This is a genomic window from Marinococcus halotolerans DSM 16375 (assembly GCF_000420725.1).
Classification (GTDB): domain Bacteria; phylum Bacillota; class Bacilli; order Bacillales; family Marinococcaceae; genus Marinococcus; species Marinococcus halotolerans.
In genome coordinates, this window is sequence record NZ_ATVM01000026.1 from 23,951 (window position 1) to 40,810 (window position 16,860).

Annotated in this window: 20 protein-coding genes; 7 read left to right on the forward strand and 13 right to left on the reverse strand. The window is 43.5% G+C overall.

Annotated features, from left to right (window positions below):
* Positions 1–515 precede the first annotated feature (515 nt).
* From G548_RS0114690 to G548_RS0114755, 13 genes are all read right to left on the reverse strand, one after another.
* Positions 516–947, reverse strand: coding sequence for a VOC family protein (locus G548_RS0114690; protein ID WP_022794911.1), 432 nt, complete (start codon positions 945–947; stop codon positions 516–518).
* Positions 948–982: 35 nt separating this feature from the next.
* Positions 983–1,360 (reverse strand): helix-turn-helix transcriptional regulator, encoded by a 378-nt coding sequence (locus G548_RS0114695; protein WP_022794912.1) that lies wholly within the window; start codon positions 1,358–1,360, stop codon positions 983–985.
* 185 nt (positions 1,361–1,545) lie between these two features.
* Complete coding sequence (locus G548_RS0114700) at positions 1,546–1,866, reverse strand: hypothetical protein (protein ID WP_022794913.1); 321 nt, start codon at positions 1,864–1,866, stop codon at positions 1,546–1,548.
* Positions 1,867–2,091: 225 nt separating this feature from the next.
* Complete coding sequence (locus G548_RS0114705; RefSeq protein ID WP_022794914.1) at positions 2,092–2,553, reverse strand: YtxH domain-containing protein; 462 nt, start codon at positions 2,551–2,553, stop codon at positions 2,092–2,094.
* A gap of 414 nt (positions 2,554–2,967) precedes the next feature.
* Positions 2,968–3,177 (reverse strand): hypothetical protein, encoded by a 210-nt coding sequence (locus tag G548_RS0114715; protein ID WP_022794916.1) that lies wholly within the window; start codon positions 3,175–3,177, stop codon positions 2,968–2,970.
* A 12-nt stretch (positions 3,178–3,189) separates the two neighbouring features.
* Entirely contained in the window at positions 3,190–3,900 is a 711-nt protein-coding gene (locus G548_RS18880; protein ID WP_022794917.1) for a helix-turn-helix transcriptional regulator, read from the reverse strand.
* 767 nt (positions 3,901–4,667) lie between these two features.
* A complete protein-coding gene (locus tag G548_RS0114725; protein WP_022794918.1) occupies positions 4,668–5,099 on the reverse strand; it encodes an Asp23/Gls24 family envelope stress response protein in 432 nt (143 codons plus the stop codon).
* 47 nt (positions 5,100–5,146) lie between these two features.
* Positions 5,147–5,359, reverse strand: coding sequence for a DUF2273 domain-containing protein (locus G548_RS0114730; protein WP_022794919.1), 213 nt, complete (start codon positions 5,357–5,359; stop codon positions 5,147–5,149).
* Positions 5,360–5,371: 12 nt separating this feature from the next.
* The gene (amaP, locus tag G548_RS0114735; RefSeq protein ID WP_022794920.1) at positions 5,372–5,920 is read right to left on the reverse strand and encodes an alkaline shock response membrane anchor protein AmaP; all 549 of its coding nucleotides are present in this window, start codon (positions 5,918–5,920) and stop codon (positions 5,372–5,374) included.
* A 733-nt stretch (positions 5,921–6,653) separates the two neighbouring features.
* On the reverse strand, positions 6,654–7,133 hold the full coding sequence (locus G548_RS0114740; protein ID WP_022794921.1) for a YcxB family protein: 480 nt from the start codon (positions 7,131–7,133) through the stop codon (positions 6,654–6,656).
* 115 nt (positions 7,134–7,248) lie between these two features.
* Positions 7,249–9,408 carry a glycoside hydrolase domain-containing protein gene (locus tag G548_RS18400; RefSeq protein WP_022794922.1) on the reverse strand — a complete coding sequence of 720 codons (2,160 nt, stop codon included), beginning with the start codon at positions 9,406–9,408 and terminating at the stop codon, positions 7,249–7,251.
* A gap of 118 nt (positions 9,409–9,526) precedes the next feature.
* Positions 9,527–9,778, reverse strand: coding sequence for a helix-turn-helix domain-containing protein (locus tag G548_RS18405; protein WP_022794923.1), 252 nt, complete (start codon positions 9,776–9,778; stop codon positions 9,527–9,529).
* A 22-nt stretch (positions 9,779–9,800) separates the two neighbouring features.
* On the reverse strand, positions 9,801–10,337 hold the full coding sequence (locus G548_RS0114755; RefSeq protein WP_022794924.1) for a sigma-70 family RNA polymerase sigma factor: 537 nt from the start codon (positions 10,335–10,337) through the stop codon (positions 9,801–9,803).
* 137 nt (positions 10,338–10,474) lie between these two features.
* Here G548_RS0114755 and G548_RS0114760 point away from each other — a divergent pair, with 137 nt between their 5' ends.
* From G548_RS0114760 to G548_RS0114795, 7 genes are all read left to right on the forward strand, one after another.
* The gene (locus G548_RS0114760) at positions 10,475–10,771 is read left to right on the forward strand and encodes a thioredoxin domain-containing protein (protein ID WP_022794925.1); all 297 of its coding nucleotides are present in this window, start codon (positions 10,475–10,477) and stop codon (positions 10,769–10,771) included.
* The gene (locus G548_RS0114765; protein WP_022794926.1) at positions 10,768–11,046 is read left to right on the forward strand and encodes a phage holin; all 279 of its coding nucleotides are present in this window, start codon (positions 10,768–10,770) and stop codon (positions 11,044–11,046) included. Before G548_RS0114760 ends, G548_RS0114765 begins: the two co-directional genes overlap by 4 nt.
* 15 nt (positions 11,047–11,061) lie before the next feature.
* A complete protein-coding gene (locus tag G548_RS0114770; RefSeq protein ID WP_022794927.1) occupies positions 11,062–11,367 on the forward strand; it encodes a hypothetical protein in 306 nt (101 codons plus the stop codon).
* Between the two features lie 1,075 nt (positions 11,368–12,442).
* Positions 12,443–13,420 (forward strand): LacI family DNA-binding transcriptional regulator, encoded by a 978-nt coding sequence (locus G548_RS0114780; protein ID WP_022794929.1) that lies wholly within the window; start codon positions 12,443–12,445, stop codon positions 13,418–13,420.
* 155 nt (positions 13,421–13,575) lie between these two features.
* A complete protein-coding gene (locus G548_RS19505; protein ID WP_022794930.1) occupies positions 13,576–15,030 on the forward strand; it encodes a glycoside hydrolase family 32 protein in 1,455 nt (484 codons plus the stop codon).
* Between the two features lie 72 nt (positions 15,031–15,102).
* Positions 15,103–16,350: an oligosaccharide MFS transporter gene (locus tag G548_RS0114790; protein ID WP_022794931.1), complete on the forward strand. Its 1,248-nt coding sequence runs from the start codon at positions 15,103–15,105 to the stop codon at positions 16,348–16,350.
* A 279-nt stretch (positions 16,351–16,629) separates the two neighbouring features.
* Positions 16,630–16,860 (forward strand): transposase (locus tag G548_RS0114795; RefSeq protein WP_022794932.1); only part of this gene is annotated, 231 nt, incomplete at its 3' end.

Genomic DNA, 16,860 nt, shown 5'->3' on the forward strand with positions numbered 1-16,860 from the left:
AAGTTATAAACGTCTTCATGACAACAACATGCTGTTAGATATTGTTTATGAATTGTCCGCACGGGAAAAACATATTGATTGATCCATAGAGGTACGTGTTGATTCCCAATCAAAGAAATACTTGTCGAGGAGGAGTAGCATGTGGAAACAATGCACACGATATGTTTTGTTCACTCTCGCTTTGAGCATCTTTTTCATTCTGGTTCTTTTAGCCGTCGGTTCCTATTAAATGTCTCCACCTATTCGTCTTACGATCAAACAATAAGGGTGATCTTCCACATTGATCCATTCCCAATAGAGGTTATGGGAAGATCTTTTCCGTATATTTCAAACCTTTGTCCGATTGCTTTGTTAGTATTTATTCCTTACTGTGGTGAAAGAGGAACGCCTTCATAAGAGGTGTTTTCCTCCCCCTTTTTCATTTAACAAAAAGCGCCCGGCACCCAGGGCGCTTTTTGTATGTCAACTTCGTATTAAATATCTTCTCGAAAAGCAATCAACCTCCGTTCCATCTATCAGGAGCCTCGGCGTCGAACATCAATAAGTTCAATCAAATTCCCATCAGGATCCCGTAAATAAACCATTCGCCTTCGGCCCGTTGAATCTGCTTGAATATGACTACAGGCTCCGCCATGCCAACGAATGTGTTCGATGGTTGTTTCCAATTTTCGAACATGAAAAGTGAATGCAAAACCATCCTGCATCTCCGGAAAATCACTTAAATCACCGGTGGCAATCGCTTTCGCCATGGAGGCCTTAGGCCGTATGATCAGCCACTGGTGCTGACCCAGCTCAAAAACGACGTCTCCACTGTCTTTCAGCGCGGTTGACGAAACGAAAGGCAAGGCTAAAACGTCATGGTAAAAATGAATACATTCCTCGTAATTGGTGACAAGTAATTGAAAGGAGTGAAAATGCATGCAATAGCCATCCTTTCCATGATCCATTCATGCTTTCTCCTGTTTTGCTCTGTTTCTTTGTATTAGCTATCCTCTTCATGCTGGGCTTCCCAATACCGTTGCCGATATGCGCTCGGCGAGCATTGAAACCGCTGACGAAACACGGTGGAAAAATAATGCTGACGAGTAAATTGAAAGTGTTCGGCAATTCCTCGAATAGATTCTTCTGTTTGTGCCAGCATTGCAGCCGCCTCTTCAACACGCCGTCGCATAATGTAGGTCGGTATGGTCCGTTGAAGATGATGATTCACCTCGGCACTTAAGCGATCGCTTGATACATGTAAGGCCTGAGCGATCTGTTCCACGGACAACGCCGATGTCAAATGCCTATCCACATAGGCGACAAACTCCAGGATGAGTGGTGGATAGATATGTTGTAACAGGTGCTGTTCTTGCTCCATACTCCCTCTCCTTTCCGCTTGAATTTTGTTGTCATTCTTTTGCTATTCTTGTTTGCCACGAGCCAACCCCTATCATGGCGATCTTCTTTCTGTTCTCCTCTTAGTGGTTCGAATAGTTAGGGGGCATAAAATCAGCTATTTTTTCTACGATTGTGCCTTCAGCGTGTTCAAGCATCAAACGCCTGTTAACGTTGTTTTCGTTGATGAATGAAATTCTTCCCTTCGGCGGTAGACACATATGCATTGGTAAATGCCAGGGTGGTATATAATGGTGGAGCATCATCTAGCCGAAGAGCCACTAATCGATGGCCAGCAACATTCTCGTTAGGCGAACCTTGTAAGGCTTCCAATACATCCTGTGGATGATCCCCTGGTTCCGCTTCCACCATATAGCAGTTATTCGTCAGCCGGAGATGGCTCGGAAACGTTTGTTCGATAGCTTCCGTCAATGATAATCGGTCGTCTGCGGACGAATGTTTTTCGAAATTGACTACAAATAAAGGCATAATGTTTAGCTCTCCTTTGATTCATTGTTATTCCAGGATTTTGAACCAGAAAAAAGGGAAAAGGTGTCGGATTCATTGCCCTATACATGAACCCCGACACGATCCTCATTGGCAAAACGCAAGGCTAGGAATTACCACGGCCAGTCCTGGTGGTCATTTCGTCTGCTGAATCATATATCGTGGTCCATATCCGGACTTCTCTTCCCAATCAGATGTGTCGACCGATTAATCTTGGGACGGATCTGACGTTGACGTCGGAGAAGAGGGCTTCTGCTTGGCTTCCTGAATTTCTTGATCAATATCTTGTTTCAATCGTTCCTTTTCTTCTTGAATGCCTTCTCGAGTGTTGCTCGCCGCCAGTAGTGATTCTTCTTTTACGTCTTTCCATTCCCGGCTGGTGCTCTCCACCGCCTGTTTGGCACGATCGCTCACCGTTTTGGCTTGTTCCTTGACAGTAGATGATACACGATCTTTTCGGTCTTTCATGGACGTAGCCCATGCTTCTGTGCGGGTCGTAACATCTTCCTTGGTGTCTTTAGCTTTTTGTTGCCAATCTTGGCTTTTGACGACAATCTCATTTCTCGTTTCCTTGCCATTTTTCGGGGCTAGCAGTGATGCTGCAATGCTTCCCATTACCACGCCCGTCGCTATTCCACTAATAAATACTACTACTTGATTCGTTTCCATTTTATAACCTCCTCGATGTTAGCTGGTGCTTTCCTATCGTTATCGCTTGTTCATGTCCTGCTCGTTTTTATTTTGCTCTTCTTGCTCTCCGTACACACCGTTCTGTGTAACATACCATTTCTTGTACAGCTGGCACGATCAACCATTGACGCTCGCTCACCTCGAGAACGGCCTGTTGCATCGACGCATATTTATATGGATCCTCGTACCTGCTCCACCTCTCTCGCCAGTCGCACCATATATAATATTCCATACTATGAAGCACGCGTTTAGCATGATTCTTTTCCTCTTGTAGATATGGCAAATGGCGAACAAGCCCCTGCAAAACAGCCGAATCATGTGAAGTCATGTTTCTCACCACCTTTCTTTGATTAATCTATGCTTCTTTTTTCCTGTTTGGCATCACTACCACTGTTATATGGTCTGAGGTAAAATTTTGATGGAACAATCAGGAAACTTTAATTTGCATTGGTCATAAAAAGCTTGAGCCTGTTCATAGGTCGAAAACGAGACAGAAGCTGGGGTGTGATCATTTGCCTCTTGAACCTCTTCCGTAAAGGCGTTCACTTCCCGTCCGTCGGGATCCAGGATCACTACCATAAACGGGTGGGTGGATTCGGTCATGACTTTCTCTCCTTAATGGTTGAATCGGTGATACTGACGGTATTGATTCGGTGTCCAACCATACTTCTTTTTAAATTGCCGGGCCAAATAACTGCTGTTCGGAAAATGTAGGCGACGAGCAATGGTTGTGATGGGCTCATCAGTCTCTTCCAACCATTGTTTGGCTTGTCGGAGCCGCTGCTGCTGAATATAACCACGAACGCCAATCTTCCACTCTTGATGCATGATTCGCGACAAATGGCCTTCCGAAATCCCGGCTACATGCGCTAACTGAAACAATGACAATTTTTGTTCCAAATGATGCTGAATGTAGTCGTCCACGACTTGCAGGTGAGCAGCTGCCGTTGTAGCTCCGGGGCGTGCCTGAATATGTTCCTGAAAACGGCGCAGGACAAACCATTCGTCCATCTGATAATCCGGTTCCTTTAAACAGGCACGCATCGCTTCAACAGACATCCACACGTCCCATGAAAAGCCATATTTTTCAATAAAACGTTGATGATATTGTTCAAACAAAAGCTGATAGCCTACACACGCAAGACTACCGGAAGGATCCTCCATGGTCTTTCGAAATCCTTCTAATTCTTGGGCTGCATGCTCCATATTGGCCATAAAAATATGATCAACAGCACGGGACAGGGATGCCGTATCTATCGTCAACGCTCCATGTGCTTGCCATGCAATCAGTTGACGATCCAAGCGTTCCTGATACTTCTGCTCCATTATTCCAGTCAAACTCCTTCGGGTGTATTATCACGTTTTTTCAAGGCGCTGGTAACGGCACCACACGAAAAAAGTGACGGATAATTATCGTATCAAGTGCATGACGATTCGACCATGTCGATTCTCTCCCTTCCTGCTTTTGTCGTGCTTTGTACAAGGGCTAACAAGCGCTAAAAAATTCCAATCTCCAAATTTCTTCATATTTCTTCAATTATCTTTATTATTTGATTTCAAAAAGATTCAAATAGCATTTAATCATTTATATATGTTTATACTCGTTATTATGATTATATGCTCAACATTTTTCGTGAAATTGTATAATTATTTATATTTTATTCATTTCTTATACGAAATCAAGCGATATTCAACGAAAAAGTAATGATTTCAAACTTATTGGAATGTTATCAGCATATTAAACTATAGATGCTCTATTTTTAGGTTTTTATCTGTATTATTAAGTTTTTTCTTATCATGATTTGCATAATTAAAATCAGTAAATTTAGAACGCTTGTATATTTTCCGGCAAACCTTTCAGCGTGTTTCAATGCTTTCAGTACAAATGATCGCTTGGTATACAAAAAACCACCCGCAGAGAATAGATCCCGCCGGTGGTGATATCAAGCGACAACACAGCTATGCCTTTCTTGTATCTGCATCTAACGACCTTGTGAGAACTACTGATATCTTGATGCTTTGAAGACTATGGGTGCCGCGATCGGAGAAAATCAATACTTACTTCCTCCATCCCCTAGCACTCCCTTGATACCCTATTCGACGCGATCACTTTGTTGATCCCGACGACTGGTCTTTTTTTCTTTATACTCTTCTTTAGTTAGAACATCTTCCACATGCATGTTGACTTCGGTGACTTCCAGTCCTGTCATTTCCGAAACCGCTCGTTTCACCGACTGCTTGAGCTGCTGGTACACATTCGGAATACTTTTGCCATACTCGACCACGCAGGAAACATCAATGGCTGCCTGCCGCTCTCCCACGTCTGCATTGACGCCTTTCGTGATGTTATCCGAACTTCCAATACGGTCAGACACTTCTTCAAAAAAACCACCGCTCATTTCTAGAATCCCGTCTACATCTTTGGCGGAAATTGCTGCAATTTTTTTGATCACATGATCTTCAAACGTTAATTTGCTCTCCTGGTTACGCTCATTTGGCGTATTGGCTTGTGGTTGATTTTCCATGATTCGTGATTCCTCCTCGAAAATACATGATAATGGTAATGGGCTGCTTAGCGTTGAAAGAAAAAGGCCAGCAGCTGATCAAGCCTCAGGTCGCCATCGATGATTTTTCCGATCAGCACCCCGATCAATAAGAACAGAAGCACCACCAGGGCATGACCGAAACCCACCGTGAGATACAAGATGCTGAACACAATGGCCATCAGCAGGCTGATGATTCGTCCCCGATAAGGACGCAGCCGTTGCCATGTTTCTTCGTTCATGGGGTTCCCTCCTTACACCACGCGGGCTTTTTTCTTATCGACTTTGGGTTCATGGACCGTCACCCGGACGTCCCGCACCGGAACTTCCAGCCAGGCTTCGACCCGGTCTTTGACCCGCTGCTGGATCTCTTTGGTTAACGTCTGGGCTTCCGTTTCCCGAAACAGATGAAAGGACGTTCGAATATTGATTGCATCCTGTTTGCGGGGAATTTGAATAATTACTTCCGGAGCCCGAAGGTCCCGGTACTCTTTTAAGGTTTGATGGACCATGGAGCGAATGGATGCACGGGTAATTTCAATCGTCCCATCACTCGTTTCAATATGGAATCCGTCGCTTGATGGCGATGATCGCGTCAGCGACGTGATCAAGATGCCAATCGATATGATTCCAATGAAAATAGCCATCCCAATAATAATCCAAAAGCCAACCGTATCTCCTAGCCAACCATCAATCATCGCAGTGCTGGCGCCTAGCTCAAATACGTACAACAGCGCCCCGGTCGTAAACACGATCGTCACGAAAGCGAATAACAAACCGATGATGCGTGTCAGGCCGTTCATTGTCTCCCCCCTTATGCCTCGCTGTCTCGTAATCACCGATGAAGCACTGTCTTCTATATGCCCAAAAACAATGAAAATCAAACTATGTGCGAATATTATTAATGATGTTGGAAAAATATCGTTTTAATCTGATCAAATCGTATTTATTGGTCTATAATCGATCCTCATTAGATTATATTAGATTTTTTACTTTGGAATTTTCTCTATCTTTTGAAATCAATTTGAACATGTCGAGCTATATAGTCGCTGTCTGCTTAAAAGAAAAATGCCATATAGGACCACCAATTGCTAAACATTAAATAAAGGGTGTCCCCTATGTTTTAGAGAATGATGATACGGAAGACGAACATTGATAGGCACAATGGGATGAAAAATGGTATATCATCAAAAAAAGACCAGCTTATTCGGCTGGCCATAAAGCAAATCGATACCGATGATAAAGACATGTTGGGAGCTAATGTTCTTCCTCTCACAGACGATTGTTATTCGACACGCTGTTCCGCTTAGGTTTCCCATCACTTCGAATGCGTTTAACATTTCATTATTCTTTTGCAACGCATAAGGAACTAATATCAAATTCTAGAAGCACTATTATTTTTTATTTACATAATCGCGATTATGAGCAGCTTTATGATGAAGTAAGTCCCAACCATCCTTATATCAAAAGCAAGACCAGCCACGTTTAAGTTACGGCTGATCTTGCTTTTGACATTTTAAGTTTTTCCAAACTGTTTTATACATGTTTATATAAGATATTCTGAAACGTCGAAACGTCTTCCGTAGAAGCAAAAAACCGTTTGGGAATAACAAACGCCATGTTTTTTGATGGGTAAATCAAAAACATATCTTCTCGTTCTTTTTGTTGATAGACGTCTGCCCACGGAAGCACAACTTCCCCCGTTTCTTGCTGCTTCACATGCAGGCCATGCTCGTCAGCTGAAAATCGTTGTTCATATTTTAACGAGGCATGACTCCGATATTCTTGTTTGGCTTGCATTGAAAATAAAATAATTAATGTTAAAGCTTCCAAAGCCGTAAACATCGCTGTGTAAACGATCAAACGAAGAGCAGAAGGATTAATTAATACGAGGACGAGGACAAAGCCAATGACGGCACTTAAACCAATGGTCACACGTATTCTTGTTTTCATATGATGCAAATGAAATGTTTTGTATTCTTCTTCGGTGATGGTGCCTCCAAATGCACACTGCATAAGATATATCCCCTTTTCTCTATGTAAAATCCTTTATAACAAAATAATGATTCTTTGCTCCATGAATATCATGAAACAAAGAATCCAAAAATTCAAGATTGTTTTCAACTATGCTTTAACGACCAACCAAAAACACTAAAGCGTATACTACAGGAGAAGCCGCCAGTATAGCAGGTCCATAAATAGCTAACAAAGCAATAGCAAGAATAGTTAAAACAAAGACTAGACCTACTTTAAGAGTAGTAAAATCAATGTCTACTTCATTGAGCCCATCGATCGTTAATGTCTCCATAAGTTGTGCCTCTGTATGAGGAATGTCATGAAGCACTTCAGCTGTAAAAGCACTCACTGAAAGAAAAGGAGCGGACCAACTCCAATTAAGATCACCTATTTCAAATCGAATTTCTTCGAGCAAACTGATGTTTTTATTTCCTAACAAATCATCAAATTCCAATCTTAGTTCATTGATATTGTCAATGTTCTCTCCATTTCGGCTAACTCCTTCTTCTATCATTCGATTTAAAAGCTGATCAAAATATTGCTGGATGCTTTCTTTGCCACTAATACTAACACCATCTTTTAAATCAATGGACCAGCTTGGTTCATCATCTAAAATCAAAGTGCCACTCAAACTACCTTCAATAGCCCCCAGTTTTATTGGATAGCTGAAACTCGGATTAGGCTTACTTAGTTCTTCGTCAAATTCACCTTCAGTTATGTCTGAGAACAATGAAAATGGATCGTAAACTTTCGGCTCATTATCTATCAAGTCCGTGTTGATGGAAGATGCTCCTTCATCACGACCAGATTTAATATTGTTATCAATCGCAATAGCTCCTGCTCCCGAACCTACAGTGATCGTGGAAATTTGATCAAACGCCCAGTTGTCTGGAAGCGGGTACCCAAGGTTTCCACTAAAGCCGGTTGACATGCTGCTAACAAAGCTGGACATGGCAACACCTGCCTCGCTGGCCTGAATGCCGACACTTCTCGGACCATAGATGCCAATCTTATAAAACTGATTCAGCTGCCTCATGCGCGCATTAATGCCTTGGAAATGCGGAATGATGTTGTTGTCGATTTGGTAGCCAAGCGCGTCAAAATCAACCGCAAAGTAAATAATCGTTTCTTCCGGAAAACCATAGGACCGGGCCGCATCGTATGCTTTTTTCGCATCCTCAAATCCCTGATCGTAATGAAAATAGGAAGCATCTCGTCCAAGCGTTTGATAGATCGGATACACGTTCAAGCCCAGGCTGAACATGGTCTCCAGTTCGCCCGGCTGGATTTTTTTGTTCAATCCTCCCGATACGTTGGTTAAATAGCGTCCCACCGTGTCATAGCCTTCGCTAATCAATACCTGGGCGCGTTCCCTCGTCACTTCAGTAATGGTATCGCAGGCGGCGCCCCGGCGTGTCGGATCGCCCTTGCTCTGCAACAGAGACAGCCATGTTCGTGTCCCTGTAATGCCGTCCACCGTCAGCTGGCTGAATGATTGAAATTCGCGGACGGTATCGCGGACGCCGGCTCCGTATAATCCATCAAACACCCCTGGATCAAAATTATTCACGTACAGGGCATACTGCAGCAGCCGAATAAATCCTCGCTCTGGACTGCCCACACCCAGGGTCGGCAGACGATCCCGTGTCATCGGACCGATGGTGCCCGTTTGAATGGACGGATCAATGCCTTCCTCGGTTTGAATACCATAAATCAACGCCTTGTTTGTGTTTCGCTGGTAATGCCCGTCGCACGGCTGAACGCCGGCGGTCGTATAATACTCGTTGTTTAACGATCGCTGCATATCTCGAATACGCGGGTCGCCTCCTGGCGTTAACACATATGCATCCATCGTTAAAAAGGCTTCAAAAATATACGGGTAGACCCGGCCATCCTGAATCGGAAGATTCGCATCGGCTTGCAGCTGCATCACGGCACCGGCGGTACCATCCGCAAAGGTGCCCGTAAAACCTCCGGGATTATATCCTGTACAGTACATGCCGCCCTGCAGGATTTTCACGATATTGATGCCCTGCTGGCTGGTCGGTTCATAGCGGGCTTCCAGGATCCCCCAGGATTCATAAGCTGCCTTAGTGCCGGACCCAAAATTATTTGACGTGTTCGTAATGCCCAGTTCGATCTGAAGGGCGCGTGTTAAGGCGTATGCGGTGCTCCACCCCGTGATCCCATCTTCTGCTACGGGGTCTCCGTAGCCAGTCCTCCCTGTATACTCGGCGTTTACCCATTCCTGTACTTGTTGCACTAACGGATCCATACGATCCCTCCTGTTTATTTGTAGTAGCCGGTAGGTGCTCCTTCTTCTTTCCTGTTATCCAGCCTCTATTTATAAAAGGAGGGTATCGGAGCGATTTAACAACCCCCTTTGTTTATAACTAAAGGTAATCGTTGATAAAGGTTTCGATCGAAGGAACCTCTTTCCACTGGTACTCGCGTACACAGGTCATCACCTTGATGCGCAATTCCTGCTCCAGGTCTTTTCGTCGACTTGGGGAGGTTTGGTATAAGGCTTGTTGAATCTTGGGATCCATTCGTTCCAGAATGGCCAGTAATGCGTGTTCATCGGCTCCGTTTGGATGACGGTGCACCTCTTCAATTAGTTCGACCAGCGTTTGTTGTTTATCCACGAGTTCCCTCCCTTGTTGCCTCCTAAGATTTGTTTTGATACATGGCCCGCATCCGTTGAAGAGCCCGCTGCTTCAACCGAGAAACGGATTGTTGGGACTGCCCCAGCATCCGGCCAATCTCCTCATCCGTATACCCATCGACAAATGAAAAGTCCAGCACTTGCTGCTGTTTCTCGGTTAACTGTTCCCATGCTTCATCCACGAACTGGCGTTGAACACGGGGCCCCTCCTCCTGGCCACTATTTATCGCCAAGGAATATTCTCGCTGCGTGTATCCCTCATCCATGTCTCGGTCCAACCATCGCTGGTTGCGATCCAGAAACCGTCGCTCCTTTTGATCAAATTGAACGGCGGTATAATGAATCGTTTTCGCCAAATAAGCCACGACCCGTTGCTCCTGAACAAAACGGTGAAACGCGTGCTCTAACTGATAGTAATGCTGGTGAGTCGGACATTGGTGATATTGGTCGAACAACCGTTGATACGTGTCATTGGTTAAAAATGATCGCCATAGACGGTCATACGAGGATTGCTTTGTCGAGTGTGGTCCCTGTTTCATCATATCCCCTCCAAAAAATAAGAACAAGCGTTCGCATAAAAGAACTATAACACCCAAATTTTTTCAGAACAAGGTTGTATTTCCTCTCATTTTTTTGCCTTTCTAAAGATACCCAAGAAAAAGAAAGGAGGAAAACGATGATTCAGCCACCCATTGTCGTTTTTATTCACCCTGCCTGTTTTACCTGTTTTGAACAGATCTACTGGATGCACGACCAAGGCCTAGATTTTCAGACCAAGGATGTTTCTGAACCTAGGTACTATGAGGAGTTTCAAAAACAGTTGGGGTCCAGTTTCCCATTCACCATCATTCAGGATGATCAAGAGGGGTTGGTTCGCCTTCATGGGTACGACCAAGCGAAAGTACGGCAAGTATTGATGGATCATGAAATATCCCGAATGTCGAACACACACAGCGAGGTGAATGAGTCATGAAACGTTTGATTGCACCGAAACTAGTACAATCCGTAAAATCACACCCGCGCTATGAAGAACTACGAAGCATTGCTACGTGTATTACCGTTCTCTTTTTCGCCATTCAACAACTACTGGAAACCTTTTTTTCCGTATCTTTGGGGAATGAAGTCTGGAGCTCGTTAGCAGATATTCTTTTTGTCGCCATTCTTTTGTACGCTGGCTATAAAAATCAGTACATTGGTTCAAAAGGAAAAAAGCAACTGCGCGTGCTTCAACAGGAATCACTTGAATAAGTGAGGAGCGGTATAATGCCTAACGAACAGCCAAATACTTTCGCGCATGTGCATATCAATAAAATATTCGACGAACTACGAACGGTAAAACAGCAATGTTCTTCTATTCAGTATCGTGTCGATCATCTAGAACAAGAACGGCAGCGCATTGAAGAAGAATATGAAAAAGAGATTCAGCTGCTTCGCCAGGAAATGACGTATTGGAAACAAGAACAGCAACGTCAGAGACAATGGGCGCGTAAAAACCTTATCGCTCTCAGTGGCGTTTTTATCGCTATTTTTTCCCCTTTTATTACATTCGTGCTAACGTCTATCCTGTAACGAAAAAGAGAAACACAATTTTTGTGTTTCTCTACATAACGGCCCTTATCGGAAGTGGAGTCTCAACCTGGAATAATAAACTCTTGATTTATATTTAAAAATTACATAAATGTTTCAGTTTATATAACAATATATTTAAAACATAATATAGATATTCAAACTATGCTAACCTTTCCATCATTTATAGATAGTTACTTCCCAGTCTATGATGAAAAGAGTTTCACCTGTTCAGTAGATTTTTTATTGGCCAAAGCTTTTTACCTAATAATTTTCTTCATCATTTTTTAAATTGTAGATTTTTCATTTTTATTTTCATCAACCTTTCTAATACTAATATACTGACGTAATTTTAAAAGGAATACTATAAATAGCAAATTTCAACTAGTAAAGTAGTCTATTGTCGCTATTTGGTCTCCTCTTCTTCATCTTTTTACACCTTTTGATACATGTGTGAACCATGGCAAAACCATGGCTTTTTCATATCAAAACATCTAGAAAACGGTTTTGGTATGTGCCATGATTGACAGACAGATTATGAGTTGATTTTTACCGTTATTCCCTTCATTTCCTTTTTCATTTTTTTAATAAAAGGGGTAAGCATATACGAAGTACCGAAATTATAAACACATACGTCTCAGCAGCAAAGATCAAAATGAGAGCCGGCAATTGGCTTCCATGAGAGAAGCGGGGGTTATCAAACGGGATATCTTTGTTGATTGGGCTAGTGGTAAAAACTTTCAATGGGCTCATTATCAGCTGCTGAAACGCATCTTGCGGAAAGGGGCCTTGCTGTACATTCATTCGCTGTATCGATTCGGACCCGGAAACGGGAAGGGATCGATGCGGCCCAGGGGCAAGGCACGAAATTTGGTCGATCGAAAACACCAATCAAAGAAGCGTTTAAAGAAGCCTATAGGGAATAGAAAGCGGGGGAGATTAAGGCCGTAGATGCCATGCGGCGATGAGAGCTATCGAACAACACCTCTTACCGATTAGCTAAACGATATGAGAACGTGAAATAATTTGATATATAATTTAAATCTGTGAAATTATATTGTGAATGAGGAGTAAAATAATGAAACCTAAAATCCAAGACGTGGCCAAAGCAGCCGGAGTTTCCCCGACAACGGTATCTCGCGTGCTCAACAACCGGGGATACATTAGCCAAGCGACCAAAGATAAAGTATATGATGCTATGGAAACGATTAATTATATCCCGAACGATCTCGCACGCTCTCTATACAATCAAAAAACGAATTTGATAGGCGTTATTGTTCCCTCGACCAGTAACCCGTTTTATGGGGAACTCGTGGCTGAAATTGAACATGCCTGCAATACCAAGGGGTACAAAGTGCTGCTCTGTAATAGCCTGCACGAGGCTGATAAAGAGCAGGAATATTGGGATATGCTTCAGCGAAACCAAGTCGATGGTGTTATTGTCGTCACCTATAACCGGGGGTTAGTCCCTAAAAATCACGCTGCTCCGTCTGTAGCCATTGACCACTATATCTCTAGCCATATGCATGTCGTCAGCTCGGACAATTATCAGGGAGGAGAGGCGGCCACGCAGGAATTATTATCCCAAGGGTGCCAGAAACCGATACATATTAATGGACCTTTAACCCTGGACACCCCTGCCAATTTAAGACGGCAAGCTTATGAAGACGTGATGCGCGAAAATCATAAGGACCCCATGACCTACGAAATACCAGACGTGGCCTATTTGAATATCAATATGGAGACTATTAAAAGAATATTTCAAGACCACCCGGACGTTGATGGTATTTTTGCGAGTGATGATTTACTCGCTATTAAAGTCATCCAATATGCAACCAGCCTTGGCTACAGTATTCCTAACGATTTAAAGGTCGTGGGGTATGACGGCACAGACCTCATTCAAACCATTTATCCAGAGTTGACTACGATTGTTCAACCGATTGCTGCCATCGCCGAAACTTCCCTTACTGTACTGGAAAAACAAATGAAGCATGAAAGCCAGCCAGAAAAAGAAAACGTGCTTCCTATCCAGATGAAAAAAGGACATACTACGTAAACCTTCTACCAGTGAATGTCTTTGAATGACTTCACTGTTTTTTTGCTTTTTATGTCAACCGGTTGACATATAGTAAAAAATAGTAGATGATGCTAATAATCATTAATTGTTATCGTTTTCAAAAAAGAAATTAACCAAGAAAGGGTGTTTATGGTATGTATTATCAAGAACCGTTCCGCCAGCAACTGCATTATTCCCCAAAAGAAAATTGGATGAATGATCCTAACGGTTTAGTCTATTTCGAGGGAGAATATCATTTATTTTATCAATACAATCCGTATGGGAACGACCACGCCCATATGCATTGGGGGCACGCAGTTAGCCAGGAGCTCACTCACTGGAAAGAACTCCCTGTCGCGTTGGAGCCGGACGAACTTGGCACTATTTTTTCCGGGGGTGCTGTCGTCGATAAAACCAACAGCAGCGGGTTGTTTCAACAAGAAGCTGGAGGAATGGTAGCCATCTATACGCAGGATGGAGCTACTCAACAGCAAAGCATCGCATATAGCGAGGACCACGGACGTACATGGCAAAAATACAACCATAACCCTGTGATTGAGAATCAAACCATTAAGGACTTTCGGGACCCTAAAGTGTTTTGGCATGAAAAGACCCAAAAGTGGATTATGGCCTTAGCATGTGGCGACCACATTCAATTCTATCATTCTCCCAATCTCATTGATTGGACGTACCAATCTTCCTTTGGGCAAGAGTATGGCTCTCATGTGGGGGTATGGGAATGCCCGGACCTTTTTCCTTTAACTGTGGAATCGACTGCCACGCAACAATGGGTCCTTATCGTGAGTATTAACGATGGGGGGCCTAACGGCGGCTCTGCCGTTCAATATTTCACCGGGGATTTTGATGGGTGTCAATTTCACGCTAATGAAACGCCAACGGAAGCCATCAAATGGGCAGATGAAGGTACTGATTTTTACGCTGCTGTTTCATGGGAAAACACCGCATCCAGGTACTGGATCGGATGGATGAACAACTGGCAGTACGCGGGGAAAGTTCCTGTCTCTCCTTGGCGCAGTTCGATGAGCACGGTCCGTCGGCTCTCGCTTCAACAGGGGAACGACACATACGTATTAAAACAGACGCCTATTTTACCTACCGATTTATGGGAAGCACAGAACCCCATGGCCGGGAGCCAGAGGCTGGTGCCAACCAACGACATTGCCGCTTTCGATATAAGTCCGCTCTCGGACATTCAATTGACGGTGGGAGCGAAGACTTCCAGTACCGGTTGGGGCATGCATTTCATTAGTGACCAGGAGGAGAAATTCACCGTGGAATTTGATGAATCTAAGCATACCTACACCGTGCACCGGACAGAGGGCATGACCGACTTTTCCCCTCACTTCCCAGGTGAGCACACCGGTTCTCTGCACCAATGGAAGGTCGAAAAAGTTCATTGCCTGCTCGATCACGCATCCATCGAATTGTTTATCAATGACGGGCTCAGTGTTTCGACGACCTTACTCTTTCCGAAGGGCGCACTTTCTCGTCTGGAAGTCTTCTCCAAAGACCAACCACTTGTGTTAGACAACGTAAATATTACTGACCGTGTATCCATATGGAACGATCAGCACACGCCGGTAAACTAACAGCAAGTATCGTTACGTTAAGGCAAAAGGATCTATTCTTCTTTCCATCTCATCTAAAGGAGTGTGCTACGCATGAATACGTTCCAAAACAGCAAGTATTGGTTTTCATCAGGGTATTTGTTTCTATTTTTCGTGACTTGGTCGATCTGGTGGTCCTTTTATGCAATATGGCTCAACAATTCATTGGGCCTATCCGGTGCTCAGGTTGGCAATATTTATTCGTTTAATTCGTTTTTTGCCCTCCTGTTTATGATCGGCTATGGGCTGCTTCAGGATAAACTGGGAACCAAGAAAAACCTGGTATGGTTCCAGAGTATATTATTGGTCGGCATCGCCCCCTTTGTCATCTATGTCTATGAACCATTACTATTATCATCGTTTTACCTGGGAGCTGTATTAGGGGCTATTTATCTAGGCGCTGGGTTTGTGGCAGGGGCCGGATTTTTAGAATCGTACACCGAAAAGTTGAGCCGGAAATACGATTTTGAGTTCGGAAAATCCCGTATGTGGGGGTCATTAGGCTATGCGGTCGCTGCGCTCGGAGCCGGAGCCCTGATGAGCATCAATCCTCACATCAATTTTTGGCTGGCTTCGGCGGCTGGAGTGTTATTTTTAGCATTGAATCTTTTCTTTAAAGTCGACATTTCGACCAAGGAACAAAAACAAACCACGAATATTTCAAAGAAAGATCTTCGATTCTTATTCACCAATAAAGTCTTTTGGTTCTTATTAATTTATTTGTTTGGAACCGTTTGTATTTATACCGTATATGATCAGCAGCTGTTTCCAGTGTACTTTGTGGAGCTGTTTGCTAATCAAGACCAGGGAAACACCATTTACGGATTTTTGAATTCGGCCCAGGTCTTTGTCGAAGCCATGTTTCTCTTTTTAGCTCCATTTATTGTCAACAAAGTAGGGATCAAACGGTCCCTTGTTCTAGCCGGAAGTATTATGGCCTTTCGCATTCTCGGATCGGCCACCGTTACCAGTGGTGTTGGGATTTCGTTCATGAAGATGCTTCATGCCGTCGAACTTCCGTTGTTGCTGATCGCTGTGTTTAAGTATATTACTGCCAATTTCGATGTACGACTTTCCGCCACCGTCTATCTGGTCGGCTTTAAAGTCTCCAGCGAATTAGGTGTCATTCTATTTTCAGGACTCGTGGGCTATGTCTATGATTTAACGAGCTATGAAACGACCTTCTACATTCTTGGATCGGTAGTCACTGTTTTCGTCCTCTTCTCGTTCCTTACGCTTAATAATGATCATCAGGAACCTCAACGTATGGAGACATATGAAACCGCTCAGGATAAAGCATAGTCCGTGTAAGAGCTGGTTTTGATACTCAGATGTATTAAAGACTCTTTACAGTTTCAAAGATATAACAAAACAGAGATGTTTCTTATATTAGTGTAAGAAACATCTCTGTTTATTATCAATAACAATGAACTTTTTATAACGATACTTTATTATTTTTATCAGGCAGTTCGTTTCGAGAGCGTAAAATATTTTGTGTAAACGAGCGAACACGAAAAAAGGAAGTCCTTTTCTAGTAGAATGAAGTTAGCCGACCACATTCACAGAAAAGAGGACTTCCCTATGAATAATTTTACTACAGATATTGCTCACGCTCTAGTCCAACATCAGGATGTCAACGAGATCTTCCGATCTCATTTGGAACACGCCGTCAATCAGCTGCTTCAAACCGAATTAACGTCTTTTTTGGATTACGAGAAGTACGATGCGGCCGGCATTGGTTCCGGCAATTCCCGCAACGGCACGTACGAGCGCACGCTGAAAACCGAATTTGGGGAGCTGTCGCTGGCGATT